Origin of the sequence: Endobacterium cereale (genome assembly GCF_009617585.1) — a bacterium.
Lineage (GTDB): Bacteria > Pseudomonadota > Alphaproteobacteria > Rhizobiales > Rhizobiaceae > Neorhizobium > Neorhizobium cereale.
The window spans coordinates 20,063-42,639 of the sequence record NZ_WIXI01000036.1 but is presented as its reverse complement, the minus strand read 5'-3'; the positions used below and the strand labels follow the sequence as shown (position 1 = coordinate 42,639).

General features: G+C 60.0%; 27 protein-coding genes and 1 pseudogene. 10 read left to right on the top strand and 18 right to left on the bottom strand.

Annotated features, from left to right (window positions below; translation table 11 throughout):
• Nucleotides 1-308: 308 nt before the first annotated feature.
• From GAO09_RS06340 to era, 6 genes are all read left to right on the top strand, one after another.
• Nucleotides 309-461: a DUF3563 family protein gene (locus GAO09_RS06340; RefSeq protein WP_132273015.1), complete on the top strand. Its 153-nt coding sequence runs from the start codon at nt 309-311 to the stop codon at nt 459-461.
• Between the two features lie 144 nt (nt 462-605).
• Nucleotides 606-1,115: a DUF2062 domain-containing protein gene (locus tag GAO09_RS06335; protein WP_458773774.1), complete on the top strand. Its 510-nt coding sequence runs from the start codon at nt 606-608 to the stop codon at nt 1,113-1,115.
• A 33-nt stretch (nt 1,116-1,148) separates the two neighbouring features.
• On the top strand, nt 1,149-1,553 hold the full coding sequence (gene acpS / locus GAO09_RS06330) for a holo-ACP synthase (protein ID WP_153353198.1): 405 nt from the start codon (nt 1,149-1,151) through the stop codon (nt 1,551-1,553).
• Between the two features lie 98 nt (nt 1,554-1,651).
• Nucleotides 1,652-2,401, top strand: coding sequence for a signal peptidase I (gene lepB / locus GAO09_RS06325; protein ID WP_324185232.1), 750 nt, complete (start codon nt 1,652-1,654; stop codon nt 2,399-2,401).
• Nucleotides 2,398-3,117: a ribonuclease III gene (rnc, locus tag GAO09_RS06320; RefSeq protein ID WP_153353245.1), complete on the top strand. Its 720-nt coding sequence runs from the start codon at nt 2,398-2,400 to the stop codon at nt 3,115-3,117. The genes lepB and rnc overlap by 4 nt, the downstream gene beginning before the upstream one ends.
• 6 nt (nt 3,118-3,123) lie before the next feature.
• Nucleotides 3,124-4,092 carry a GTPase Era gene (era, locus tag GAO09_RS06315; protein ID WP_153353196.1) on the top strand — a complete coding sequence of 323 codons (969 nt, stop codon included), beginning with the start codon at nt 3,124-3,126 and terminating at the stop codon, nt 4,090-4,092.
• Between the two features lie 241 nt (nt 4,093-4,333).
• Here era and GAO09_RS06310 read toward each other — a convergent pair whose 3' ends face one another.
• Nucleotides 4,334-4,720 carry a hypothetical protein gene (locus GAO09_RS06310; protein WP_235937952.1) on the bottom strand — a complete coding sequence of 129 codons (387 nt, stop codon included), beginning with the start codon at nt 4,718-4,720 and terminating at the stop codon, nt 4,334-4,336.
• Between the two features lie 179 nt (nt 4,721-4,899).
• Between GAO09_RS06310 and recO the strand changes: the two genes are divergently transcribed.
• Complete coding sequence (gene recO / locus GAO09_RS06305) at nt 4,900-5,661, top strand: DNA repair protein RecO (protein ID WP_153353195.1); 762 nt, start codon at nt 4,900-4,902, stop codon at nt 5,659-5,661.
• On the opposite strand, the gene GAO09_RS06300 is transcribed toward recO, so the two are convergent.
• From GAO09_RS06300 to GAO09_RS30450, 15 genes and pseudogenes are all read right to left on the bottom strand, one after another.
• Nucleotides 5,649-6,875: an MFS transporter gene (locus GAO09_RS06300; protein WP_153353194.1), complete on the bottom strand. Its 1,227-nt coding sequence runs from the start codon at nt 6,873-6,875 to the stop codon at nt 5,649-5,651. The genes recO and GAO09_RS06300 overlap by 13 nt on opposite strands.
• A gap of 113 nt (nt 6,876-6,988) precedes the next feature.
• Complete coding sequence (locus GAO09_RS06295) at nt 6,989-7,978, bottom strand: flagellin N-terminal helical domain-containing protein (protein ID WP_153353193.1); 990 nt, start codon at nt 7,976-7,978, stop codon at nt 6,989-6,991.
• 214 nt (nt 7,979-8,192) lie between these two features.
• Nucleotides 8,193-9,089, bottom strand: coding sequence for a DMT family transporter (locus GAO09_RS06290; RefSeq protein WP_153353192.1), 897 nt, complete (start codon nt 9,087-9,089; stop codon nt 8,193-8,195).
• Between the two features lie 199 nt (nt 9,090-9,288).
• A complete protein-coding gene (locus GAO09_RS06285; protein ID WP_153353191.1) occupies nt 9,289-10,146 on the bottom strand; it encodes an MOSC domain-containing protein in 858 nt (285 codons plus the stop codon).
• 3 nt (nt 10,147-10,149) lie between these two features.
• Nucleotides 10,150-10,806 (bottom strand): HD domain-containing protein, encoded by a 657-nt coding sequence (locus tag GAO09_RS06280; protein ID WP_324185231.1) that lies wholly within the window; start codon nt 10,804-10,806, stop codon nt 10,150-10,152.
• Nucleotides 10,803-13,616: a DUF2339 domain-containing protein gene (locus GAO09_RS06275; RefSeq protein WP_420796138.1), complete on the bottom strand. Its 2,814-nt coding sequence runs from the start codon at nt 13,614-13,616 to the stop codon at nt 10,803-10,805. The genes GAO09_RS06280 and GAO09_RS06275 overlap by 4 nt, the downstream gene beginning before the upstream one ends.
• Before the next feature lie 212 nt (nt 13,617-13,828).
• Nucleotides 13,829-14,689 (bottom strand): mechanosensitive ion channel family protein, encoded by an 861-nt coding sequence (locus GAO09_RS06270; protein ID WP_153353190.1) that lies wholly within the window; start codon nt 14,687-14,689, stop codon nt 13,829-13,831.
• Nucleotides 14,690-14,833: 144 nt separating this feature from the next.
• Nucleotides 14,834-15,382, bottom strand: coding sequence for a tyrosine phosphatase family protein (locus GAO09_RS06265; protein WP_153353189.1), 549 nt, complete (start codon nt 15,380-15,382; stop codon nt 14,834-14,836).
• A complete protein-coding gene (locus GAO09_RS06260) occupies nt 15,379-15,957 on the bottom strand; it encodes an HD domain-containing protein (protein WP_153353241.1) in 579 nt (192 codons plus the stop codon). Before GAO09_RS06260 ends, GAO09_RS06265 begins: the two co-directional genes overlap by 4 nt.
• A gap of 44 nt (nt 15,958-16,001) precedes the next feature.
• The gene (ygfZ, locus tag GAO09_RS06255) at nt 16,002-16,844 is read right to left on the bottom strand and encodes a CAF17-like 4Fe-4S cluster assembly/insertion protein YgfZ (protein ID WP_153353188.1); all 843 of its coding nucleotides are present in this window, start codon (nt 16,842-16,844) and stop codon (nt 16,002-16,004) included.
• A gap of 136 nt (nt 16,845-16,980) precedes the next feature.
• Nucleotides 16,981-17,697 carry a hypothetical protein gene (locus tag GAO09_RS06250; RefSeq protein WP_153353187.1) on the bottom strand — a complete coding sequence of 239 codons (717 nt, stop codon included), beginning with the start codon at nt 17,695-17,697 and terminating at the stop codon, nt 16,981-16,983.
• 59 nt (nt 17,698-17,756) lie between these two features.
• Entirely contained in the window at nt 17,757-18,014 is a 258-nt protein-coding gene (locus GAO09_RS06245; protein ID WP_112732297.1) for a hypothetical protein, read from the bottom strand.
• Nucleotides 18,015-18,117: 103 nt separating this feature from the next.
• Nucleotides 18,118-18,555, bottom strand: a complete 438-nt coding sequence (locus GAO09_RS06240; protein ID WP_153353186.1) for a TIGR02301 family protein — start codon at nt 18,553-18,555, stop codon at nt 18,118-18,120.
• A 57-nt stretch (nt 18,556-18,612) separates the two neighbouring features.
• Complete coding sequence (locus GAO09_RS06235; RefSeq protein ID WP_153353185.1) at nt 18,613-19,041, bottom strand: NUDIX hydrolase; 429 nt, start codon at nt 19,039-19,041, stop codon at nt 18,613-18,615.
• 56 nt (nt 19,042-19,097) lie between these two features.
• A pseudogene (locus tag GAO09_RS30450) lies at nt 19,098-19,205 on the bottom strand (HigA family addiction module antitoxin); the annotation flags it as partial.
• 333 nt (nt 19,206-19,538) lie between these two features.
• Here GAO09_RS30450 and GAO09_RS06230 point away from each other — a divergent pair.
• The 3 genes from GAO09_RS06230 to GAO09_RS06220 are packed head-to-tail and all read left to right on the top strand — an operon-like array spanning nt 19,539 to nt 21,364.
• The gene (locus tag GAO09_RS06230; protein ID WP_153353184.1) at nt 19,539-19,874 is read left to right on the top strand and encodes a YnfA family protein; all 336 of its coding nucleotides are present in this window, start codon (nt 19,539-19,541) and stop codon (nt 19,872-19,874) included.
• Nucleotides 19,875-19,919: 45 nt separating this feature from the next.
• Complete coding sequence (locus tag GAO09_RS06225; RefSeq protein WP_153353183.1) at nt 19,920-20,687, top strand: SOS response-associated peptidase; 768 nt, start codon at nt 19,920-19,922, stop codon at nt 20,685-20,687.
• Between the two features lie 53 nt (nt 20,688-20,740).
• Nucleotides 20,741-21,364 (top strand): LysE/ArgO family amino acid transporter, encoded by a 624-nt coding sequence (locus GAO09_RS06220; protein WP_153353182.1) that lies wholly within the window; start codon nt 20,741-20,743, stop codon nt 21,362-21,364.
• 13 nt (nt 21,365-21,377) lie between these two features.
• Here the strand turns inward: GAO09_RS06220 and GAO09_RS06215 are convergent, their stop codons facing one another.
• Together GAO09_RS06215 and pssA are read right to left on the bottom strand one after the other, a co-directional pair.
• Complete coding sequence (locus GAO09_RS06215) at nt 21,378-21,521, bottom strand: hypothetical protein (protein ID WP_153353181.1); 144 nt, start codon at nt 21,519-21,521, stop codon at nt 21,378-21,380.
• Between the two features lie 160 nt (nt 21,522-21,681).
• Complete coding sequence (gene pssA / locus GAO09_RS06210; RefSeq protein WP_410768562.1) at nt 21,682-22,545, bottom strand: CDP-diacylglycerol--serine O-phosphatidyltransferase; 864 nt, start codon at nt 22,543-22,545, stop codon at nt 21,682-21,684.
• Nucleotides 22,546-22,577 lie beyond the last annotated feature (32 nt).

Here is a 22,577-nt window from a genome sequence, read left to right as displayed (position 1 = left end):
GCCGTCTATGTTTTGATTAGGATGCCGATGCGCATCCCGCTCGTTGCCTGGACCTTCGATAGCTATTTCGGTTTTTTACCGTTTCTGGCGGTCTTTTCGTCGTCGTTTTTGTTGGAGTGATGAGCTTGTACAATCGGGCTGCCCGGCGCGCGCGCTGAAATCGCTCCTGCCTGCCTAATTCGTGCGCATGTCAAAACGTCACATTAACGCGATATGCGTTTGACGCATGGCTGACGCATCGGCTTAGCGTTGGTCAAATCGATTGAAAAGCCGTATCTAATGGACATCCAAACCAAGGAACCCAAGAGATGTTCAAGCCACTTCGCCAGTTTGCCCGCGCCCTTCGCGCCCCGTCGGTACAGGAGCGTGAAATGGCATACCTCAATGAGTCCAACGATGCTATCGAGCTGGAATACCGCATGCGTCAGGTTGACCGCGGCATGTTCCGCAAGGGTCTCTGATTGATATGATCGCGGCGGCGCTTCACCGCGCCGCTCTTGGCTTTTGTCAGCTATCGTCCTAGATGCTGATCCATGCCGTTTCGTCGCCGAAGCCCTGCCGGATGGGCTGAAAAAATCCGCAACGCCGTCTGGCCCCGCAAGGGAGTGACCAGAAATCTCCGTTATTACGGATTGCGCGCCGCACGCATCAGCGCTTCGCCGCATGGGGTTGCCTCCGGCATTGCCGCAGGCGTCATGATCGGCTGGACGCCCTTTCTCGGTTTTCATATCCCGCTCGCCATCGCGCTTGCCTTCCTTCTGCGCGGTAGTCTGGTTGCTGCCGCTCTCGGCACGCTTGTCGCCAATCCCCTGACATTTCCGCTCATCTGGTCGGCCAGTTGGGAAATCGGGCATTTCATGCTTGGTCATCCCGGCGGTGCCGCCGGGCAGGTTGCCGGCAAACAGCTGGATCTGGCCGAGCTTGTCCGCACCCTGCGTTTTGCCGAGCTTTGGCAGCCGGTTCTGAAGCCCATGTTGATCGGCTGTCTTCCACCCGCCATTTTCTGTGGGGTTGTCGTTTACGCCGCGACCTATATGGGTGTGAAAAGGTTTCGCGCGCGCAGGCGCGAGCGCATGGCGGCAAGACTGCATGCCATGGTCAAGTCAGGCATTTGAATAAGACGGGCATTTGATGAGGAGACGACAGCAATGATCATCGGCATGGGCAGCGACCTCATCGACATCAGGCGCGTGGAAAAATCGATCGAGCGTTTTGGCGAACGGTTCACTCATCGGGTTTTCACCGAGGTCGAGCGCGCCAAGTCCGATGGCCGCAAGAATCGCGCCGCCTCCTATGCCAAGCGTTTTGCGGCCAAGGAAGCCTGTTCCAAGGCGCTTGGAACAGGCATCGCCTATGGCGTCTTCTGGCGTGACATGGGCGTGATCAACATGCCCGGCGGCAAACCGACCATGAAGCTGACCAACGGTGCCGGCGAGCGATTGGCATCGATGATCCCGGCCGGTCACAAGCCTGTCATCCATATCACCATCACCGACGAATACCCCTACGCACAGGCCTTCGTGATCATCGAGGCCTTGCCTGCGGAAGATTGAACCCGATTTGAGCCATTGCCGCCGATTGGCGAAGGGTTTAGAGAAAGCGGCTACGCCTCATGGGCGCGCCGGAAAGCCATAAAAGAAAGACGTCCTCAGTGTCGAACACCGCCGAAGCAAAGCCGCAGAATGCTCTTTGGGAAAACATCAAGGTCATCATCCAGGCCCTGTTGCTCGCCATGGTCATCCGGACCGTCCTGTTCCAGCCTTTCACCATCCCGTCCGGCTCGATGATGCCGACGCTTTTGGTCGGCGACTATATCTTCGTGAACAAGTTCGCTTACGGTTATTCGAAATATTCGCTGCCGTTCTCGCCGGACCTATTCGACGGTCGCATCCTCGAGTTTAACGAGCCGAAGCGCGGTGACGTCATCGTCTTCCGTCTGCCGCAGCAGCCGGAAATCGATTACATCAAGCGCCTTGTCGGCCTGCCGGGCGATCGCGTTCAGGTCACGAATGGCGTGTTGCAGATCAACGGTCAGCCGGTACCGAAGGTGCAGGACGGCACCTTCACCTCCGACTACCGCCTTGATCCGGGTTCGGACGTTCCTGTTTTCCGCGAAACCTTCGACAATGGCGTGACTTTCGACACGCTCGACCAGTCGCCGGTTTCGCGCGGTGACAACACCCGCGAATTCGTTGTGCCGGAAGGCCACTATTTCTTCATGGGCGACAACCGCGACAACTCGCTCGATAGCCGTTTCGACGTCGGTTACGTGCCGGCTGAAAACCTTGTCGGCCGTGCCAGCGTGATCTTCTTCTCGCTCGGCAACGACACCTCGTTCCGCGAGTTCTGGAAATGGCCGGCCAACATGCGTTGGGATCGCCTGTTCAAGGTCGTCAACTGATGAAGCCGGCGACACTTTCGGCGGATGAAAAGGCGAAGCTCGAAAGCATCGTCGGCCATGTCTTTTCCGAAAAACAATGGCTGGACCGGGCTCTGACCCATGCCAGCACCGGCACGGCCAAGACCGCCAACTACGAGCGCCTGGAATTTCTGGGCGACCGTGTGCTGGGTCTGTGTGTCGCCGAGCTTTTGTTTCGCACCTTCAAGACCGCGACCGAGGGTGAACTTTCGGTACGTCTGAACCAACTGGTCAGCGCTGACAGCTGTGCTGCCGTTGCCGACGAGCTTGATCTGCACCGTTTCGTGCGCACCGGTGCCGATGTGAAGAAGCTGACCGGCAAGCGCATGATGAACGTGCGCGCCGACGTTGTCGAAAGCCTGATCGCAGCACTTTATCTCGATGGCGGGCTGGAAGCAGCGCGAAAATTCATCGAGCGTCACTGGGGTGAGCGCGCTGCCCGCGCCGATGCCGCCCGTCGCGATGCCAAAACCGAATTGCAGGAATGGGCGCATGCGAAATTCGCACTGACGCCCGCCTATCGTATCGATGACCGTTCCGGGCCGGATCACGACCCGCGCTTTACCGTGACGGTCGAAGTGAATGGCGTTGCGCCCGAAACTGGCGTAGACCGTTCCAAACGCGCTGCCGAACAGGTAGCAGCCACAAAGATGCTCGAACGCGAAGGCGTCTGGCAGAAAACGCCTGCCGAAGGCTGAGGACCGATGACTGAACACGAAGACAACAACGCTGGCCATGAGCCGGCAGCCGAAACGCATTCCGAGGACGTGCAGGCTGGCCCGACCCATTCCGGCTTTGTCGCGCTGATCGGCGCCACCAATGCCGGCAAGTCGACGCTTCTGAACCGCCTTGTCGGCGCAAAGGTGTCTATCGTCAGCCACAAGGTGCAGACGACGCGCGCCATCGTGCGCGGCATCGCCATCCACGACAATGCCCAGATCGTGTTCATGGACACGCCCGGCATCTTCAAGCCGCGCCGCCGTCTCGACCGCGCCATGGTGACATCCGCCTGGGGCGGTGCCAAGGATGCCGACCTGATCCTGCTTCTGATCGACAGCGAGCGCGGCATCCGCGGCGACGCCGAAGCGATTCTGGAAAGCCTGAAGGATGTGCAGCAGCCGAAAATCCTGGTGCTCAACAAAATCGACCGCGTGCCCCACGAAGCGCTTCTGGCGCTGGCGGCAAAGGCCAACGAGATGGTCGATTTCGAACAGACTTTCATGGTGTCGGCGACCGGCGGCTCAGGCTGCAACCACCTGATGAATTTCCTGGCCAAGCGTCTGCCGGAAGGTCCGTGGTATTACCCGGAAGACCAGATTTCAGATCTGCCGATGCGTCAGCTGGCGGCCGAAATCACACGCGAAAAACTCTTCCTGCGCCTGCATCAGGAACTGCCCTACGCTTCTCACGTCGAGACGGAGAAGTGGGAAGAAAAGAAGGACGGTTCGGTTCGTATCGAACAGGTCATCTATGTGGAGCGTGAAAGCCAGAAGAAGATCGCGCTCGGCAAGAACGGCGAGGCCATCAAGTCGATTTCCACAGCATCCCGCAAAGAGCTGTCGGAAATCCTCGAGCAGCCGGTGCACCTCTTCCTGTTCGTGAAGGTACGCGAGAACTGGGGCGATGACCCGGAACGGTTCCGCGAAATGGGGCTGGAATTCCCGAGAGGGTGAGACGCGACGGACAAAGTGCGGAAAATCGATCCGGTGGATCGATTTTAGCGTCGAACGCCCGGAGCCGAAGCGACGGGCCGGCAGCTGCTGTTTCAGGCGCGTAACGTCGTCATCCTCGGGCTTGTCCCGAGGATCTAACCACGCCGATAATGATGCTCAGCAGATCCTCGGGACAAGCCCGAGGATGACGGATTTGGGGTAGGCGGCGCCTGCAAAAGCAGCGCTGTGGCTGCGGCGTTCCTTACTTCTTCCGGTCCATCAGCGCCTTGATTTCCAGATACCGTCGGCGATTGTCGGGGTCCTGCTCATCCGCCGAATAACAGGTCGTCGAGATGCAGAATTTCGTCAGCCCAAACGGTGCGGTCGCCTTGTCGAACTGGCAGTCGATCGTGTTGGTAAAATCGTTCGGCTTCGGATTGTCACGCGTCGAATAGGTCAGACGGGCGCCGGGCGGATCGAGTTCCGGGAAGGACTGGACGGTGCCGGTGGCCAGAACTGGGGTCATCAGAAAATTCTTGGCGACATTGACGCAGGCGTTTTCCAGCTCCTTCGACTGGGCGGCCGCCGGTGTCGAGACCAGCGTGAGCGACGGAACCAGCATGAGGGCGGCGGCGAGAGCGTATTTCATGAAATCTCCCTAAATTCTATTTCCGCTGGAACACGCAAGCAGGGCAATTGGTTCCGTGAGACGGCCGCAACATTTGTCGAGCGACATAAGCGCCACACCGAATGTCCGAAAACAGTTCTGTCCCGGCCACTTATCGCTTAAAATGGAATCTGCCTTTCAAGGACCGAAATTCAAATCTCATGCAGTGGCAGAGCGAAGCGATCATTCTGGGTGTACGGCGGCACGGCGAAAGCAGCGTGCTCGTCGAGGTGATGACACGCGATCGCGGTCGCCATCTCGGTATGGTGCGCGGCGGTCGCTCTCGAACAATGCAGCCTGTGCTGCAGCCGGGCAATCGCGTCGAAGTGGTCTGGCGGGCGCGACTGGATGAACATCTCGGTGAGTTCAAGGTCGAGCCGGTGCGTCTGCGTGCGGCGCGTCTGATGGAAACGGCCACCGCCGTTTACGGTGTGCAGGCCATGGGGGCGCTGCTGCGCCTGTTGCCCGAGCGTGATCCGCATCCGCATCTTTACGAAGCGCTCGATGTTATCCTCGAGCATATGGACGATCCGGCCGATGCCGGCGAGTTGTTCGTGCGTTTCGAACTGGCCGTTCTGAACGACCTTGGCTATGGCCTCGACCTTTCCGAATGCGCCGCCACCGGCCGTCGTGATGAACTTGTTTATGTGTCGCCGAAAAGCGGCAAGGCCGTCTCGCGTGATGCCGGTGCACCTTATGCCGATCGCATGCTGACGCTGCCAGGTTTTTTGGGGCAGGGGGTGCAAAAATCCGCCAGCCGGGACACGATGGCGGAAGCCTTTCGCCTGACCGGCTTTTTCCTCCACCGCCACGTTTATGAACCACGCGGGCTGACGGAAAACGCCGCCCGCGACGGTTTTGTGCAGGCGGCGTTGAAGGCAATCGCCAAGGCGCGTGAAGAGAGTGAGCGTCAGGCCGGTTGAGCGGCGACCTCTGGCCTATCCACCGGCTTTTCACGGATAGGCCAATGCACGACGGCGGCAAACAGGCCCATGATTACACCCAGCCACCAGACAATGTCATAGGAGCCGAAGCGGTCGTAGAGCGCGCCGCCCATCCACACGCCGAGGAACGAACCGACCTGATGCGACAGGAAGACGATTCCGCCCAGCATGCCGAGATGGCGTGTGCCGAACATGATGGCGACGAGGCCGTTGGTCGGCGGCACGGTGGAGAGCCACAAAAGCCCCATGACGATGGCGAAGATGATCACCGAGGTCGGTGACTGCGGCAGAAGCAGAAACGCCGTCACGGCGATCGAGCGGCCGATATAGATATAGGCGAGGAAATACGGCTTCGAATATCGCTGGCCGATGACGCCGGCGGCGAGCGAACCGGCGATGTTGAAAAAGCCGATCAGCGCCATTGCGATGACGGCGTATTTGGCATCGATGCCGATATCACCGAGATAGGCTGGGAAATGCGCAGTGATGAAGGCGACCTGAAAACCGCAGACGAAAAAGCCGGAGGTCAGCAGAAGATAGCTCTTGTGCCCAAAAGCTTCGCGCAGCGCTTCACCGGCGCTCTGCTGAAACTGCGCCTGCGACTGCGTGCCGGAAGACGAGTTGCCGCGCAGGGGATAGGCGAGCAGCGGCACCAGCAGCATCAGCGCGCCCATGATGACGAGACTGTCCGACCAGCCGTAATTGGTGATCAGCGCCTGGCTGAGCGGCGCAAACAGGAACATGCCGGCAGATCCCGCCGCCGTGCCGATGCCGAATGCCATGGAGCGCTGTTGCGGCGTGACGTTGCGGGCAAAGGCGGAGAGTATGGTACCGAACGAACCAGCGCCGACGCCAAGCCCTACCAGCACGCCACCGCCGACATGTAGCCAGAGGGGGGAGGCGGCATGCGACATCATCAGCAGGCCTGCGGCATAAAACAGGGCAGACAGCACGAGAACGCGACCGGTGCCGTATTTATCGGCCGCGGCACCAAAGAACGGCTGGCTGAGACCCCAGGCGAGGTTCTGCAGCGCCATGGCAAGGCCAAAGGTCGTGCGGTCCCAGCCGGTATCGCTCAACATGGGTAGCTGGAAGAAGCCCATGGCGGAGCGCGGGCCAAAGGTCAGCACGGCGATCAGCGAGCCGGCCAGAATAATGAGATAGGGCAGGTGCGGGCGGGCGGCTGGCGCCATGAAAAATCCTCCGGATAAGAAGGCGACCTTAGACCTGCCCGAGATTTTGCAAAAGCAAGTTTTGCTGACGCAACGCATCACCGCGATTGATGATGCGTTGCGGGTAATAAGCCTTATTGGAACAGTTGTAGCAAGGCGCTCGGGGTGGAGTTGGCGATCGACAGCGCCTGCGTCGTCAATTGTTCGCGCGCCTGCAATGCCTTCAGCCGCGTCGCTTCCTCGTCCATATCCGCATCGATCAGCTTGCTGACGCCTTTTGTCGTCCAGTCACGTAGCGCGCCTACGAATTCGGTCTGCAGGTCCACCCGCATCTTGAGTGCACCATATTGCGCACCGGCATTTGTCAGCTGCTGCAGCATTTTGTCGACGGTCGAGATCATCTCGCCCAGATCGTCATTGCTGGTCGTATCATCGATCTCGATCTCGATCTCGATCTCAACGGCGGTCGCAGAGTTGCTGTCGTTGAGGTGAAGAACCCAGTTGGTGTCGGCACTGGCGGCATCCGCAAACCATGTGCTTGTAAGGATGCCGGCAGCGCCCCCGGTCGCGGACGTCCGGTCATCGACGAGTGCCAGCATGTTGCCGTTGCCGGCATCGCCGTAAATGTCGAAGTCGATCGTATTCATCGACACGACCCGGTTCGTGTCGCGCACGAAGGAGCCGACGACCTGAACGGTGGAGGCCGTCGTGTTGCCGATGTTCAGCCAGTTGACGCCGTTGAATGTCGACGATTTGGCGATCGCCAGCAACTGGTCCTTCAGCTGGGTGAGCTCCTTGTTGACCTTGCCCTTCTCCACGCCCGGTTCGCTGGCGGCCACCAGCTTGGCCTTGATCTCGTCCACCACCTCGACGGAGGAACTCAGACCCGTATAGGCGGTATCGATGGTAGCCGTGCCAAGGCTCAGGGCGTCCTGAACGGCGGACAGGGCCTTGTCGTCGGATTTCATCGTGCGGGCAATCGACCAGTAGGCCGCATCGTCGGAAGCGTGGCCGATGCGGTACCCGCTGGCGACACGGCTTTGTGTCTGGTCCAGATGGTGATTGATGGACCTGAGCGTGCCAAGGGCCGCCTTTGCGGCTGAGTTGGTGATTATACTGTACATACTTGCGCTCTACACGAAACATATAATCACGTCGGCGGACCTGCCCGCCAACGGCAACATGGTTACCTGCAGAGAAGCTTCCGACAGTGTTATTTATGGAGCGCTAACCTTAACGTGTGCTTAAGTACGTCTGTATCATTTATGGTTAATACGAATTTGCGCATATAACCAAATGGAAAACTTGCTTGCTTTTCCTGGTCAATGAACGGTGTCACTAAACGGATGCGGGAGGATCGACCTGGGCGAGCTTCTTGCCGAGACGGCTTTCCCGCCAAAGTGTAAAGCCACCAGCGCTGATGACGATGATGCTGCCGGCGATCATGTTGAGCGTCATAACCTCGTTGAAGATGAATACGCCGATCAGGCAGACAAGGACGGTCTGGACGTAGAAGATCGGTTGTACGGCAACGGCATCGAGCATGGAGTAGGCGCGGATCAGCAGGTAGTGGCCGCTCATGCCGGTAATGCAGAGGATGATCATCCAGAACCAGTCGCTGAAAGTGATATGGCTCCAGTAGAACGGCCCGATGAACGTGATGGCAACGGCTCCGGCGACGCCGGTGTAGAAGAAGGCCGTGTCCGATGTATCGGAACGGCTGCCGAGACGCGTCAGGACTGAATAAAGCGCAAACATGGTCGTGCTGATCATCGGGATGATGATCTTCAGATCAAAATTCGCATGAAGTGGATTGATGATCAGAAGAATGCCGATGAAGCCGACGCCGATCGCCGTCCAGCGACGCCAGCCGACCTTTTCACCGAGGATCGGCACGGACAGGCAGGCCACCACGAGAGGGGCGGCGGCAAAGATCGTGTGGCTCTGGGCGAGGCCAACGCGCGAAAAGGCGAAAACGGAGATGACGATCTGAGAGACCAGCAGCACGCCACGGCTGATCTGGAGGAGAGGGCGGTTGGCGCCGGCTGTCTGCTTCAGCCCGCCGGTGGCGCGGCTCGCGAGGAAAAGCGCAAAACCGGCAAAAGCCCAGTAGCGGATCATGGTGATGAATATCGGCGGATAGGCGCTGCCGAGATGTTTCGAAATACCATCCTGAACTGCGAAAATGCTCACTGCCAGAAGAGCGAAAAGCAGACCGGTCGTGCGAGGTGTCATTTGAAGAAAATCTCTGGCTTCGGACGGATTATCGTCCGGGCATTCGGGCAGGGCGAAGATCGATCCCTCCCGTGCCGGGCAGCCGATCACTCTGCCTGACATTCGTCTTGTTTCAGAAATGGTAGCCAAAGGTCAAGCAGGCCGCACTGATAACGGTACAGCTTTGCTCACAAATTGCCATGGCGGGCGTTTTGCCGCTTCAGGCGCGGCGCTTGATCGCCCAGCCTTCGCTGCGCTCCTCGATGATCTTCACCGTATCACCAAGGCTGACCTTGCCAGTGCTGCGCGGCACGGCATTCCAGCCGAACAGCGGGCCGGGCACGCGGCGGTCGCCCGACATGCGGATGCGTCCCATGGCCTTCATGGGGCTCGGCACGTCGCGTGAACCGGTCTGCTGATCCTGCGTGGTCATGATGCAGCGGGCACAGGGCTTGACAAGGTCGAAGCGAATACCGCCGATCTCGATCGCGGCCCAATTGTCTTCGGCCCAGGCTTCATCGTGGTCGATCACGATATTTGGGCGAAAGCGCTCCATGCCGACCGGCTCTTCGCCATTGTCCGCCATGTTGGCGTTGAGCGCGGCCAGCGAACCGGTGGTGGTGACCAGAACCTGATAACCGTCGGCAAAGGTAACGGGTGAATTGTCCCCCGCCCATTCCGCGGTTGCCGTGCGGCTGGCGCGATCGTCGAAAAAGACGAGGCGCAAGTCGCGTTCCAGCCATTCGGAAAGTTTGGCATTGGTCACGTCATCGGCCATTGCGGCGGAGACGCTGGATTTCCACACGACCACGTCAAGGCGGCGGTCCGGCGTGTCGAATGTGATGTCGATCTCACCCTTGCCATCGATGGCAAGCCGTGTCCTGCCATCAGCATCGATCGGAGACGCTTTCACCTGCGCCAGAGCCTGCAGGTCGCGCTGTGTGAAGAAATGTCCGTCGGGCCCCGTCACCATCATCACGCGGTCGCCGGGAATGCCGGTGTCAGTGATTTTGGCGGTTTGAAGCGTGATGCCGCGGCCGCTCTTCAGGGGGTAATGATTAAGTTCACTGATACGCATGCCTTACCCCTCGATTTCATCCAGAAACATGTCGCGGATGGTTTTCAGCCGCTCATGCCGTTCCGCCGCCAGCTCGCGACCCGCTACAGTCTGAAAACCATCGGCGAGCTTGAACAGTTTTATCTCGAAATGATCGATTGCATAGAGCTTGTCGTCGAGCGCACGTTCGCGCGCCAGCGGATCAACCGGGTCGTAAAGACCCGATGCCATCCGCCCGGCAATGTAGAAACAGCGGGCGGCACCCACCATTCCGATCGCATCCAGCCGGTCGGCATCCTGCAGGATCTTTGCTTCCAGTGTTTCCGGAGAAAGATTGGCGGAAAAGCTATGTGTGGTGATGGCGTGGGCAACGGCGTCGATTTCATCGCTGTTCCAGCCGAGTTCGTCCAGAATTTTCGATGCTTTTTCTGCGGCCAGCCGTGAAGCCTGTGCTCTCAGCGGCGAATTTTTCTCCACCGCCACGCAATCATGCAGCAGAACGGCTGCCGCCAGAACGTTGCCATTGCCGCCTTCCTTGGCATGGATGCGCATGGCGTTTTTGAACACGCGCAGGATATGGGCGATGTCATGCGAACCGTCATCGCCTTCGGCGGCATGCGGGATGAGCTGGGCGGCAAGCGCCTCGTGCGGCGCAAAGGCAGCCGCCAGAGAGAGGGTCACGAAATGGTTCCTTCCGGTGCGCTGGCAGAATCGACTGGGCGTTTATTGCCATCCTTCTTCATCAGAATCCGCTGGTAGAAAAGCCCGATGCCGATCAGCACCGCACCAAGCCCCATGAAGGAAAGTGCCCGAAGGATGCCTTCAAGGTTCGACATGTCGATCAGAAACACTTTCAGCACGGCAACGAGAACCAGTGCCGCCGAGGCAAGTCGCAATGAACGCTGGTTGAAGCGCGAGCCGAGGACGAGAAGAACGATGCCGATCAACAGCCAGACCACCGAATAGGTATAGGTCTCGCTGGCCAGGAAACCTTTCCAATCGGCGATGTTCTCGCCCTGCCAGAAGCGACGGACCGAGAGCGTGGCCCAGGCAAAACCGAGCACCCCGCCGGAGATCGCCAGCATCAGCACGTAAGGCATCGGCCGGCGCTCGCGGGCGAGATAAGCCACGAATGCATAGGCCAGAGCCGGCATCAGGTAACCCAGAAGCAGAAGGTTGAAGAACGGCCAGGGGCCTGTGCCTTCGCCGGTAAAATAAGGGTTGAGGCCGATGAGATGCAGCAACAGTACATTGGCGGTGGCGAGCACACCTGCGATCATCGACCCGTAACGGAAAACGGGGCTCGGCGATTTCAGGTCCAGCATCATCAATATGCCGGAGAAGCCGACCGTGATCAGCGTATAGATCGACTGTTCGCCAAGCGTCGGCACAGTGGTTTCCAGCGTGCCGCCATTCATGGCGTGGCGCACGAGAACGGAAATAGTGATCAGCGCCGACAGCGAGGCAAGCGCCTGCATGATGTTGCGGATGCGCAGATCGTCCGAGTTGCGCAGCATCCATGCGGAAGCGATGGCGAGCAGGGTGGGGATACCGTAGCCCGGCAGCAGTGCGTTGAAGAAAGGCATCGTGCCAAGGCTGTTGGCGCCGATGATAGTCGGCTCCCAGGCGATCCGGCCGAAGACGATCATCGTGGCGGCTGCCATCATCCACGGCAGCGATGGCCATGCGCGGATGCGCATGGCGAGCACATAGAGGAAGCCGAGAAGCGACAGCGCAATGGTGGTGACGATGCCATTGGTCAGCGTGTGCAGCGCCAGCGTGAAACCGGCAAAGGAACCAGCCACCAGCAGGTTGGCCGGCCAGTCGATCCTGCCTTCTTCCGCCTCGTCGCTGCGGCGGAACAGCCACTCGGCACCGGCGAGCAGGGCAAGACCAAGGGCGACGCCGTAGAACCCGTGCGTCCAGTCGCGGGTGAGATTGCCGAAATTGAAGAAGCTGATCGTGGCGATCGCCACCGGTACAACCGGCATCAGCAACGCCCAGATTTTGGAAAAGTCTGGCTCGCTCTTTCGGAAGCGTGCGAGGAAAGCGAAGCCGCAGGCAGGGAAGACGGCAGCGAGCAGCAGATAGACCCAGACATGCGGTTCCACTGGTGCTGTTGTCGTGGTGATTGGCTGTCCGTCGAGCAAAGTGGCAACGGTATCCAGCGCATTGGCGGCGATGACGGCCATGCCGAGCACAGCCCCCACGGCCGCCAGTATGGCGGGCCAGACGGCATAGGCGCGCAAGGCACCGAATGCTGCGAGCGCTGCCAGAAGCACCGATGCGCAGGCAAGAAGATCGAAGGCCCCCTTCGGCTCCGATCCAAGCATGGCCAGCGCAAAGAACACCGTGACCAGCGAAACGGAGAGGGTGGTCTGCAGCGGCATGCGGCCGAGAATCGCGGATATGCCCGCTTTCTCAGGGCCAATCAGGCCAGCGTAGCGGCCGGGCCAATAGAACGCGGTTCCGGCCAGCATGACCAACAGTGTCAGGGTCGGCTGAACCATGCTTGCATCACGCGCGGAGCCGGCAAGGTAAGCCACGGACCAGAGGCCCAGACCGACATTGGCAAGCGTCGGCACGACCGTCCACTGGCGGAAACGCGAGGCGGCGTTGACGGCGAGCCAGACCAGCGCGAGGAAGCCGAACAGCGCATTGGCGCTGGGGTTCTCGGTGGAGACGAGCGCTGGCGTGACCAGTGAGGCGAGCAGGCCAAGACCCGCCAGCGCCTGGCCATGCAGCAGCGACAGCGCGATCGTTGCGAAAGAGACGAGTGCCAAGGCCAGGAAGGCGGGCGTCGGGCCGATGAAGCCATAAACGGCGTAGAAAGCCCAGACGGCTCCCATCAGCGTCACTGAGCCTGCAGCCGTCAGTGCGCCGGGGATCATCGCGTTGCCAAAACGGTCGGACAGGTCCGGCATGGCGCGACGGCGTATCAGTTCGCCGCCGGCCATCAGCACAAGGCCGAACAGCATGGCGAGGCTGAGCCGCGCGGCGGGGCCAAGCAGGCCGGCCTCGATCGTGTATTTGACGAGGAAGAGGCCACCGAAGGCCAGGGCCACGCCGCCAACCCAGACGGCCCAGCGGGCGCCGAGCCAGCTTTCAAGACTCTCGCGTTCTTCCGGTTGCGGTGCCGCTGCAACGACGGGCGGGGCAGGCGTCGCGTCAGCCGCAGATGCAACGGTTTCCTGAATGACAGGCGTTTCTGCATCGGACGCCATTGCCGCGACCTGCGGTTCTGCCAGCATCTCCTGGGGAGGCATTGCCTGTTTTTCGTCGGTAGCCGGGGACTCGGCAATCGGTTCAATCCGAGCGGCTTGCCCTGCCGCCTCTGTCAACGGTGCCGCCAGTGTCATGCCGGTAATGCGCGCCTGCAGCGCCTTCACTTCCTTCTCCAGCCGGTCGACCCGTTTGGCCATGTTACGCTGCAGGGCAAGGCCGATGACGACCAGCACGAAGATGATAAAAGGAAAGAAGGGCAGCACGATGCGGTGACCTCTATGTGTTCGGACAGGCGCCGATACAAAAAACACGAAAGTCTTTTAATCGCATATGTTGCGGCATGAGCAAGGCAAACGATGCCGGATTGTGACAATATTGAGCATTATCAAGTATAAAACGGCAGCGGGCGGGTTTCCTCGTGAAACCCGCCCGCTGCTTCTTTCCTACGACTGCATACGCCCGAGGGCGAATTCGGCGGTCAGACCGCCGAAGGTCCGCTCTCGCCATCCGGCGCATGTTTGTCAGTCTGGGAAGGAAGTTCTTTTGTTTTCTGTTCGTCGAATGTCAGCTTCACGGCCTTTGAAAGTTCACGGCTGACATTGAACCAATCGCCGCTTTTCGCCCAATAGCGCACCGTGACGGTTGCCGAGCCATCGCTGAAATCGGATACGAATGTGGTGGGGGCAGGGGCCTTCAGCACCCGGCCGTCTGCGGCCACCAGATCGTACAGCAGCTTTTCGGCGCGGGCGATGTCTATCTTCTCGCTGGTCGACACGCTGATGTCGTTGCGGCGCTTGTCCAGGCGGCTGTAATTGGTGATCGGCACGTTCCACAGTGTCGAGTTCGGCGCCAGGCGATAGACGCCCTCGGCTGTGCGAAGCTCGGTCGCGAACAGGCCAACATCGATCACAGTGCCGTTGACGCTGCTGGTTTCGATCGATTCTCCCACACGGAAGGGGCGCAGCACGAGAAGCATGATGCCGGCGGCAATGTTCTGCAGCGTGCCCTGAAGCGCAAGACCAACCGCTAGGCCGATCGCGCCAAGGGCGGCGAGCACCGACGCCGTCTGTACACCGAACTGGCCGAGCACCATGACGACGACGATGACCAGAATAGCGTAGCGGATGATATTGGAGAAAAACTGCGCAAGCGTCGCATCAATACCGTGAATGCGGCCAAGGCCGTTGCGTGCCCAGCGGCTGAAAATGCCGGCCGCCAGCCAGCCGAGGACAAGCAGAAGGATGGCACCGACGACGGAAAAGGAATATTGCACGGCGAGAGCGCTGAGCTGGGCGAGTGCTGCCCGCGTTGCGACGACGAATTCCGATGCCTGATCCATTTCGGCGATATGCTCCTTTTGGTCGCTGAAGGGCAACGCGCATCCTGTCGCATCATTGCCGCGAACCGTCTAATTGGAGCAAAATTGATGAACGTCAACCGTCCTATATGTTTTTAGTAATATTACATAAAACCATATAAATACTCAGTTTTCTGCTGTCCGCGCTGTTTTTTCGGCCAGATTGAGCGGCAGCAGGAACGACACCGTGCCATCCGTATCGGCACCGCGGCCGATGCCTTTGACGGCTGCAACCAGTCGCCCTTGGCGCTGCAAAATGCGATCACCGATTTCCACAAGGCGTGCGTTCGGCGTTGCGTGCGGCGCGACCGTCCGAAGGCGGGCAGTCAGTTCGAATTCATCCTCTTCAGGCGAAACGGCAAGGGCTGCAATCAATGCCGCGGCCGGTGATCGGGACACGCCCATCCAGCAATGCACGACAAGGGGAAAGCCTTTGTCCCATTCACGCATGAAGCCGATCAGTCGTTCCACATGCGCTTCGTTCGGGGCGATCAGGTTCCCGGTGCCGGCAAAGGTGATATCGTTCATGGCAAGCTTGAGGTGGCGCTCCGCAGAGATGACGGCCGGCCGGTGAAAATCCTGCTTTTCCGCAATCAGGCTGACCATTTCCCGGGCGCCATGACGCACGGCCAGTTCGGCGATCTTCGCCAGCGGACAGACGATGATCGCGGTCATCGGGCTTCAGTTCCGCGAGACAATTCGATGTCGGAGAACCGCTCCTGAAAGCGCCGTTGTGCTTCGGTCGCCGGTAGCGGCTCTATCATCAGCATGTCTCTGGTGACGCCATTCGGCACGCCGAAAAACTTGCGGGCCTCGGTCAGTGAAAATCCGGCCAGTTCCGTCGCTTCGAAAAAGGCGGCAATCGAATCGGCGCGCTTGATGCGTGTTTTTAAATCCCGTGTCGGATGCGCGGGCAGGCCGAAACGCAGATGAATGGCAGCCTCCAGCCGCGCCTCGACCGTTTTGTAACCGCCTCCGACCACGGCCTTGAATGGTGAGATCATGTCGCCAATCACATATTCCGGGGCATCATGCAGCAGCGCCATCAGCCGCTCTTGCGGCGTGGCAGCAGGTTGAGCGAGGCCAAACACCTGCTCGACGATGAGCGAATGCTGCGCCACCGAATAGGCATGGTCGCCGCGTGTCTGGCCGTTCCATCGGGCAACGCGGGCAAGCCCGTGGGCGATATCGGAAATTTCCACATCCATGGGCGAGGGATCGAGCAGATCAAGCCGGCGCCCGGACAGCATGCGCTGCCACGCGCGTGCCGATTTGGTGGTCGTGGGCCCAGCGCTCACGTTTCCGCCTCTTCCGCGCCTGTCGGGAACGACAGGCCCGACCATTCCGGCAGGGTCAGCGAGACCGCAATATCGGCTGCCGTGAGAGGAACGCCGCTCGCCAGTGCATCGCCGACACGATCGATACGAACGATCGCGAGGCCATTGCCGCCTGCCGTCGAACCAAGCGTGCCGACCGGTTTCGAACCTGCCAGAATATCCGTGCCGGCTGCGGGAAGGTCCTGCGCGGCAGACACGATCACCACGCGACGACGCGCCGTGCCGCGATGCTGCATGCGCGACACCACTTCCTGGCCGACATAACATCCCTTGCGGAAGGAAAGCCCGCCATCCTTGTCGAGCAGGACATCATGCGGAAATGCATCCTGCAACGCAAAATCATGGCCCGATACCGCAAGTCCGGCGGTTATGCGCAGGGCCTGATATGCAGTCTCGTCACCTTCCTCCTGTTTGCCGGACGCACGCTGCAGCGCGATGCCTGCCTTGGCGAAGGCGGTATCGGTGACGCCGCCCGGCAAGGTTTGGCCATGCCATGCGACCGTTACACCGCTGTCTTCGTTCATGGTGATATCGACCGCGGCACGCAGCTTGTACATGGTCAGACGTCGCGCAAAAGCGTCGCGCTGCGCGTGGTCGATTTCGATAGCGAAGCCTGCCTCGACACGCCAGATCACGAAATCGAAGAGGATCTTGCCCTGAGGGGTCAGAAGTGCACCAGGGCGTGCCTCGTCTTCCGGTAGGCCGGCAATGTCGGTGGTGATCAGATTGTGGAGGAAATCCTCCGCATCCTTGCCTGTGACGGAGAGGAGGGCACGATCGGAAAGGAAAGCTGACGGCATGATTTTCACCCGTACGAATCGGAAATGGAATGTTCGCGCGCAAGCGAATGCGCGTCGAAGGCTATCCTAGAGTTAAGGTTTAGGTGTCCCGGCGGCAAGCATGCGCCTCACCCGGAAAAATTCGCCTCAGCGCTGCTTAGTCGCCGCTGACGATGAACTTCCACTTGCCGTCGGGCGAAATGCCGATGCGATAGAAATTATAGCCGCCCGCTTCGTCCATGGCGGCGAGATCGCCGGCGGTAACGATGCGCAGAAGATCGACCTTTTCCGGCGGCGTCAGCTCGTTCAGCGGCTTGCCGACGAAATAGGGCCAGACATAAACTTCATCCGGCGTGCCGGCCTCGATACGGGCAACGCCCGTCTGCATCAGGTCGAGCATGATGGCGAGGATTTCCAGGCCCTCGGTATCGCCGGAAAAGCTCTTCAGTGTCTCGATCGGATCTTCGTTCTGGTCGGGACCATCGGTCTTCTTGGCGCCCGGATCCATGATAGGCCGCATGCGTTCGACATCACCGGAGGCGGCGGCTTCGACGATCGCCTCGCGCAGCTTGCGTACCGGTTCCGGCAGCTTGCTGAAATCATGGATGATTTCAGCCTTGATGGCCTGTTCGGTTTCACCTTCCGCCTCGGGCGTGGCGGCAGGTTGTTCAGCGGCTGGCGGTGTCGCCTGACTGTGCTGGTTTTCCGTGCCCTTGACCGACGGTGCCGTTTCAGCCGGCTGAATGCCCTGGGCACCCACGGGCTTTGTCTGTGCCATGCCCGAAAGGGCAAAGGCGGCAGGAGCCTGAGTCAAGGCTGTCGCGCCGGTAAGCGCGACGGCAAGCAGGGTGCGGGAAAAACGGCTGTTGGGCATGGCTGTATTGGCGTTCCTGTTGGAAAGCCCCGATCTTACATGAGAATTGATGCTTGCGCTTACTGAATGATGCGCTGCGGTGAAAATTCACCAGCCAGCATGCGTTCGCGCAGCGACTGCAACATGGCTTCCGCGCCCGCTTCACCGTGCATGCGAATGGTTTCGCGCATGGCAAGAGCAATGGCGGCATCTGCGATGATTTCCGGCTCGATACCATCGGCACGGCCATCGGCCCACGCCTCGTTCTGGTATTCGAGCGCCACCTGCATCTTTTCGTGCACAATCATCTCATCGATGTCGTTACGGGCTGTCTGCATAATCATCCTCTTTCCGACACCAGTGTGTTACCGGTGCGTTAACAAGATTACCAGCCTTTTATCAAAACGACACGGCTTGCGAGCGAAACGGGTAAATAAACACTTAATTTCCGTAGCGAGCGGCGATTTCCGCAGCCAGTGTTGCTCCTTCGGCACGGTATGCCTCTTCCGCGGAGCGCGCGGTCGGGGTGCAGGTCGTGTGCACGGAGGCAAACGAGCGGTAGCCGCGATTGAAGGCTGCCGTGAGTCTCTCGCGCCGTTTTGGCTCATTTGCCGTCTCGGAATCAATCAGTTTCTGCATGGACGTGCGCCAGCCCGACTGACGTTCTCCACAGAGCGTGCGCAGGTAATGCACCGAGCCGAGAATTTCGGAAAGCCTTGAAAGCCGGTCGTCATAAGGCGCAGGCTTTTCCGCAGGCGGTGCCGTCGCGGCCGGCGGGGCAGGCGACGCGGCCTTTTTCTGCGCCAGCGCGGGCGAGGCCGAAAGCGGCAGGCTCATGGCCAGAAGGCAGGCGGTAACAAGGCGTTTGCGAGGCGTCATCGATGATCCGGAATAGCGGCGCCGCCCGCGAATCTGCTGCGGCCACTCGCCAGTCTTTTAGCCTTTTGCGACCCGCGCCGCCAGTCGTTCGGCGCATTCGAGAACGCTGGGCGGAACCGGCAGCGCGCGGATTTCATCCACCGTGTACCAGCCCGGATCGGCGGCATCATCGGCGGCAACGGCTTCGATGTCTTCGTCGGCCTGAACAAGAAACACCGAGAGAAAGAAGTGGCTGAGGATATCGCCGCCTTCCGATTCGGTTTTCAGGTCGTAGGTGGCAAACAGTTCAGGTTCGCGCACCGGTATTCCGGTTTCCTCGAAAAATTCCCGCATGGCGGTATCGGCCGGTGTTTCTCCCGGTTCGCCGCGCCCGCCGGGGAAAGCGAACAGGTCGGCAGATGGCGGGTTGATTCGCCTGATCAGCAGGAAACGGCCATCGCGTTCGAGAATGGCGGAGGAAGCGGGGCGGGGATGCGAGACGGTCATGCGACGGTCGGTGTCGGGATGTTGCTAAAATCGACGTCACGCTCAGCATGGCAGGCGGCGATTTCGACCTCGGTCTTGCCTGTGGCCGGCTTGATGTCCGCCAGCAATGCGCCAGGGTGAGACGGGCAGCGCGCCAACGGCCTTTTTACATGGTGCTCAGTCATTGCTCTCCACCTCAATCATATTGCTCGAAGTACACCCGGACAGCATCCTTGCCGTCGAACTTGAAGGCTACGCAACAAGGGCGTGATGAAAACCTGCCCCTGACTGACGAATAGACGCGATAACCGGGGTCGTAGTCGATCCGCATTCTGCCGATTGCGCTACCGACAGGCTTTACATCACCGGCATCGCCAAGTGAGAAGCGACGGATACGCGTGTTGATTCGGGCCTTGGCTCGCTCGCCCCGCGTCGGGCAAACCAATTCGCATGGATTGCGGTTTCCCGGATTTCGATCATGTGAAATTGTAGCGTATGCGCTGCAATTCGGCGAGGTGATGCTTTTGATCAGGACCTACATCCTCTACGCCCTTGCCGCCGTTTTCGAGATTGCCGGCTGTTTTGCCGTGTGGGGCTGGCTGCGGCTGGAAAAACCGGTCTGGTGGCTGGCGCCCGGTGTCATCAGCCTCGTCCTGTTTGCATGGCTTCTTGCGCTGGTCGAAAGTGAGGCGGCGGGCCGCACCTATGCGGCCTATGGCGGCATCTATATTCTCGCCTCCATCCTCTGGCTGCTGGCCGTCGAAGGCCGTATGCCGGACCGCTGGGACCTTGCCGGTACGGCGCTCTGCCTGATCGGTTCAGCCGTCATCATATTTGGGCCGCGCAGCGCCTGAACCAGCTGACTTGACCCTTCAACATACCGGTGCGATGAAAACAGGATGTGCGGACGATACGCCCTGACAACCACTCCCGACGACGTGTTGAATTTCGTCAGCGTTGCGCTGGTGGAAGATTTTCCGCCGCGCTTTAACATCGCGCCGACGCAGCCCATTCTCGTCGTTATGCAGTCGGAAAGGCCCGATCCCGGCAGCAACCTGCCGGATCGCCGCGCCTTTCTGGCCCGCTGGGGTTTCATTCCCGGCTGGGCCAAAGACCCGAAAGACCTCAGCCTGATGATCAATGCACGGGCAGAAACGGCGATCGGCAAGGCATCTTTTCGGGCCGCCATGCGCCATCGTCGAATTCTCGTGCCGGCCTCGGGGTTTTACGAATGGCGACGACCGGAAAAATCGGGTGAGGAAAAGTCGCAACCCTACTGGATCCGCCCGAAGAAGGGCGGCCTGATAGCCTTCGCCGGGCTTATGGAAACCTATGCCTCGGCCGATGGGTCGGAGATCGATACCGCTGCCATTCTCACGACTGCCGCCAACCGTTCGCTGAAACGCATCCATGACCGCATGCCGGTGGTGATTTCCCAGGAGGATTTTACCCGCTGGCTGGATTGCCGCTTGCAGGAACCGCGTGAGGTCAAAGATCTGATGACGGCGGTGGATGACGATTTTTTCGAGGCAATCCCGGTCTCGGACAGCGTCAACAAGGTCTCAAACATGGGCGCGGAGCTGCAACTGCCCGCAGATGACGTGGCGCCGCTGCCAGTGCTCAGGCCAAAGCCGAAACCTGACGATAGCCAGCTTTCTCTTTTCTGATTCTCGTGTACTGATCCTCCTCCCGCCTAATACCCAGACTGGACTGCCCCTTCATGGATCTTTTTCCCGCTGCCCTTTCCGGTTTTGCGCTCGGTGGCTCGCTGATCATTGCGATCGGTGCGCAGAATGCCTTCATCCTGCGTCAGGGGCTCATCCGCAGCCATGTCTTCATTCTATGCCTGATCTGCGCGGCGTCGGATGCACTGCTGATAGCCGCCGGTGTGGCGGGCCTCGGGACACTGGTGTCGAAATCGCCCGTACTGATCGCGGTCGTCACCATTGGTGGCTTTCTGTTTCTGGCTACCTATTCCTTCATGGCGTTCAAGCGCGCCTTGGCGCCATCGGCCATGGTGGCAGGTGCGCCTCAGGGCATGCCGCTGAGGACTGCGGTCATGGCGTGCCTGGCCTTCACCTTCCTCAATCCGCATGTCTATCTGGATACGGTGGTGCTGCTCGGCAGCCTGTCGGCAGCGCATGAGGGAACAGCGCGTCTCGCTTACGGCGTCGGTGCCGCGGTCGCATCGTTCACGTGGTTTTTCGGGCTTGGATATGGCGCGCGTTTTCTGGCGCCGCTGTTTGCCAGGCCATCGGCCTGGCGCGTGCTGGACGTGCTGATCGGCCTTGTCATGGCTCTGCTCGCCATCGGCCTTCTCGTCAGCTTTGTTGCCGGGGAATAATCCGGCCTGAAACTCAGGACTTCTTGGCCGGCTTGCGCTTCAGCATCATCGTTGCGGCAATCACGGCCTTGATGCCGAGCGGGCGCAACGGCGCATGCAGGTTGTTCTGGTTCTTCTCGGCCGGGGCTGCATCGGCCAGGGCGATAGGGTTGGTCATGTTCGTTCCTCTGGGGCGATCTTGTTGTCGATCGCCGCTTTCACCGTAAATCCGGGCGGAAATACGATGAAATCATAGCGATCCGGAGGAATATTCATAAAGGTGTCATCTTGCCGCAGACTGTAGCTGCAACGCAGCATTCGCCTTGCAGGGCAAAGAATCACGGCGAGGCGTGATCGTCCTCGATGGTCAGCGTGCCGTACCGACGATGCCAGGCGCGCGCGCTGAATGGCAGCATGGAGAGATAGGCGATCACGGTGATCGACAGCACTTCCCAGGTGAAACTCATCAGAAGAGCCACATAGATGACGACGCCGAGAATGACCGGCAACATCAGGTCGCGGCGGATGCGGGTTTCCGACTTGCCGGACCAGATCGGCAGTCGGCTGACGAGAAGGTATCCCATCAAAACCGTGTAGGCGCTGGCGGCATAGGCTACCCAGCCTTCCAGCGGAACGCCCAGAAAGCCGAGATAGACAGGCAGAAGCACAAGCATGGCACCCATCGGTGCCGGCACGCCGACGAAGAACTCCGACTGCCATGCCGCCTTCACCGATCGCTCTTCCATGACATTGAAACGGGCAAGGCGAAGGCCGGCAGCGATCGCGTAGATCAGCGCCGCGATCCAGCCGAGCGACCGGGCGCCGTCAAGCACATAGGCGTAAAGCACAAGGGCAGGGGCAACGCCGAAATTGATGATGTCGGCAAGACTGTCCATCTGCACGCCGAACCGCGACGTCGCCTTCAGGAGACGGGCGATGCGCCCGTCGATCCCGTCGAGGAAGGCGGCAAGCAGAACCATGCCGACCGCCAGTTCGAACCGGCCTTCGAAGGCCAGTCGAATGCCGGTAAGGCCGGCGCAGATGGCAAGAACGGTAATGAGATTGGGGATCATCAGCCTGAGCGGGATTTCCCGCAGGCGGGGCCCGCGACCGCTATCGTCCTGGCGGACTTTCGATGCGGTGTCCGCGTTCGTATCCGTCTGTCCGGTTGTGTGCGGCTCTGCTGGCTGGTCCATTCTCATTCTCCATTCCGCGAACGGTTGATTGTCGTTCG

Excerpts from the sequence above, each read along its gene's own strand:
- GAO09_RS06340 (WP_132273015.1), top strand. The coding sequence starts at position 309 with ATGTTCAAGCCACTTCGCCAGTTTGCCCGCGCCCTTCGCGCCCCGTCG.
- acpS (WP_153353198.1), top strand. The coding sequence starts at position 1,149 with ATGATCATCGGCATGGGCAGCGACCTCATCGACATCAGGCGCGTGGAA.
- era (WP_153353196.1), top strand. The coding sequence starts at position 3,124 with ATGACTGAACACGAAGACAACAACGCTGGCCATGAGCCGGCAGCCGAA.
- GAO09_RS06310 (WP_235937952.1), bottom strand. The coding sequence starts at position 4,720 with ATGAAATACGCTCTCGCCGCCGCCCTCATGCTGGTTCCGTCGCTCACG.
- recO (WP_153353195.1), top strand. The coding sequence starts at position 4,900 with ATGCAGTGGCAGAGCGAAGCGATCATTCTGGGTGTACGGCGGCACGGC.
- GAO09_RS06300 (WP_153353194.1), bottom strand. The coding sequence starts at position 6,875 with ATGGCGCCAGCCGCCCGCCCGCACCTGCCCTATCTCATTATTCTGGCC.
- GAO09_RS06295 (WP_153353193.1), bottom strand. The coding sequence starts at position 7,978 with ATGTACAGTATAATCACCAACTCAGCCGCAAAGGCGGCCCTTGGCACG.
- GAO09_RS06290 (WP_153353192.1), bottom strand. The coding sequence starts at position 9,089 with ATGACACCTCGCACGACCGGTCTGCTTTTCGCTCTTCTGGCAGTGAGC.
- GAO09_RS06285 (WP_153353191.1), bottom strand. The coding sequence starts at position 10,146 with ATGCGTATCAGTGAACTTAATCATTACCCCCTGAAGAGCGGCCGCGGC.
- GAO09_RS06270 (WP_153353190.1), bottom strand. The coding sequence starts at position 14,689 with ATGGATCAGGCATCGGAATTCGTCGTCGCAACGCGGGCAGCACTCGCC.
- GAO09_RS06265 (WP_153353189.1), bottom strand. The coding sequence starts at position 15,382 with ATGACCGCGATCATCGTCTGTCCGCTGGCGAAGATCGCCGAACTGGCC.
- GAO09_RS06260 (WP_153353241.1), bottom strand. The coding sequence starts at position 15,957 with ATGCTGTCCGGGCGCCGGCTTGATCTGCTCGATCCCTCGCCCATGGAT.
- ygfZ (WP_153353188.1), bottom strand. The coding sequence starts at position 16,844 with ATGCCGTCAGCTTTCCTTTCCGATCGTGCCCTCCTCTCCGTCACAGGC.
- GAO09_RS06250 (WP_153353187.1), bottom strand. The coding sequence starts at position 17,697 with ATGCCCAACAGCCGTTTTTCCCGCACCCTGCTTGCCGTCGCGCTTACC.
- GAO09_RS06245 (WP_112732297.1), bottom strand. The coding sequence starts at position 18,014 with ATGCAGACAGCCCGTAACGACATCGATGAGATGATTGTGCACGAAAAG.
- GAO09_RS06240 (WP_153353186.1), bottom strand. The coding sequence starts at position 18,555 with ATGACGCCTCGCAAACGCCTTGTTACCGCCTGCCTTCTGGCCATGAGC.
- GAO09_RS06235 (WP_153353185.1), bottom strand. The coding sequence starts at position 19,041 with ATGACCGTCTCGCATCCCCGCCCCGCTTCCTCCGCCATTCTCGAACGC.
- GAO09_RS06230 (WP_153353184.1), top strand. The coding sequence starts at position 19,539 with ATGCTTTTGATCAGGACCTACATCCTCTACGCCCTTGCCGCCGTTTTC.
- GAO09_RS06225 (WP_153353183.1), top strand. The coding sequence starts at position 19,920 with ATGTGCGGACGATACGCCCTGACAACCACTCCCGACGACGTGTTGAAT.
- GAO09_RS06220 (WP_153353182.1), top strand. The coding sequence starts at position 20,741 with ATGGATCTTTTTCCCGCTGCCCTTTCCGGTTTTGCGCTCGGTGGCTCG.
- GAO09_RS06215 (WP_153353181.1), bottom strand. The coding sequence starts at position 21,521 with ATGACCAACCCTATCGCCCTGGCCGATGCAGCCCCGGCCGAGAAGAAC.
- pssA (WP_410768562.1), bottom strand. The coding sequence starts at position 22,545 with ATGAGAATGGACCAGCCAGCAGAGCCGCACACAACCGGACAGACGGAT.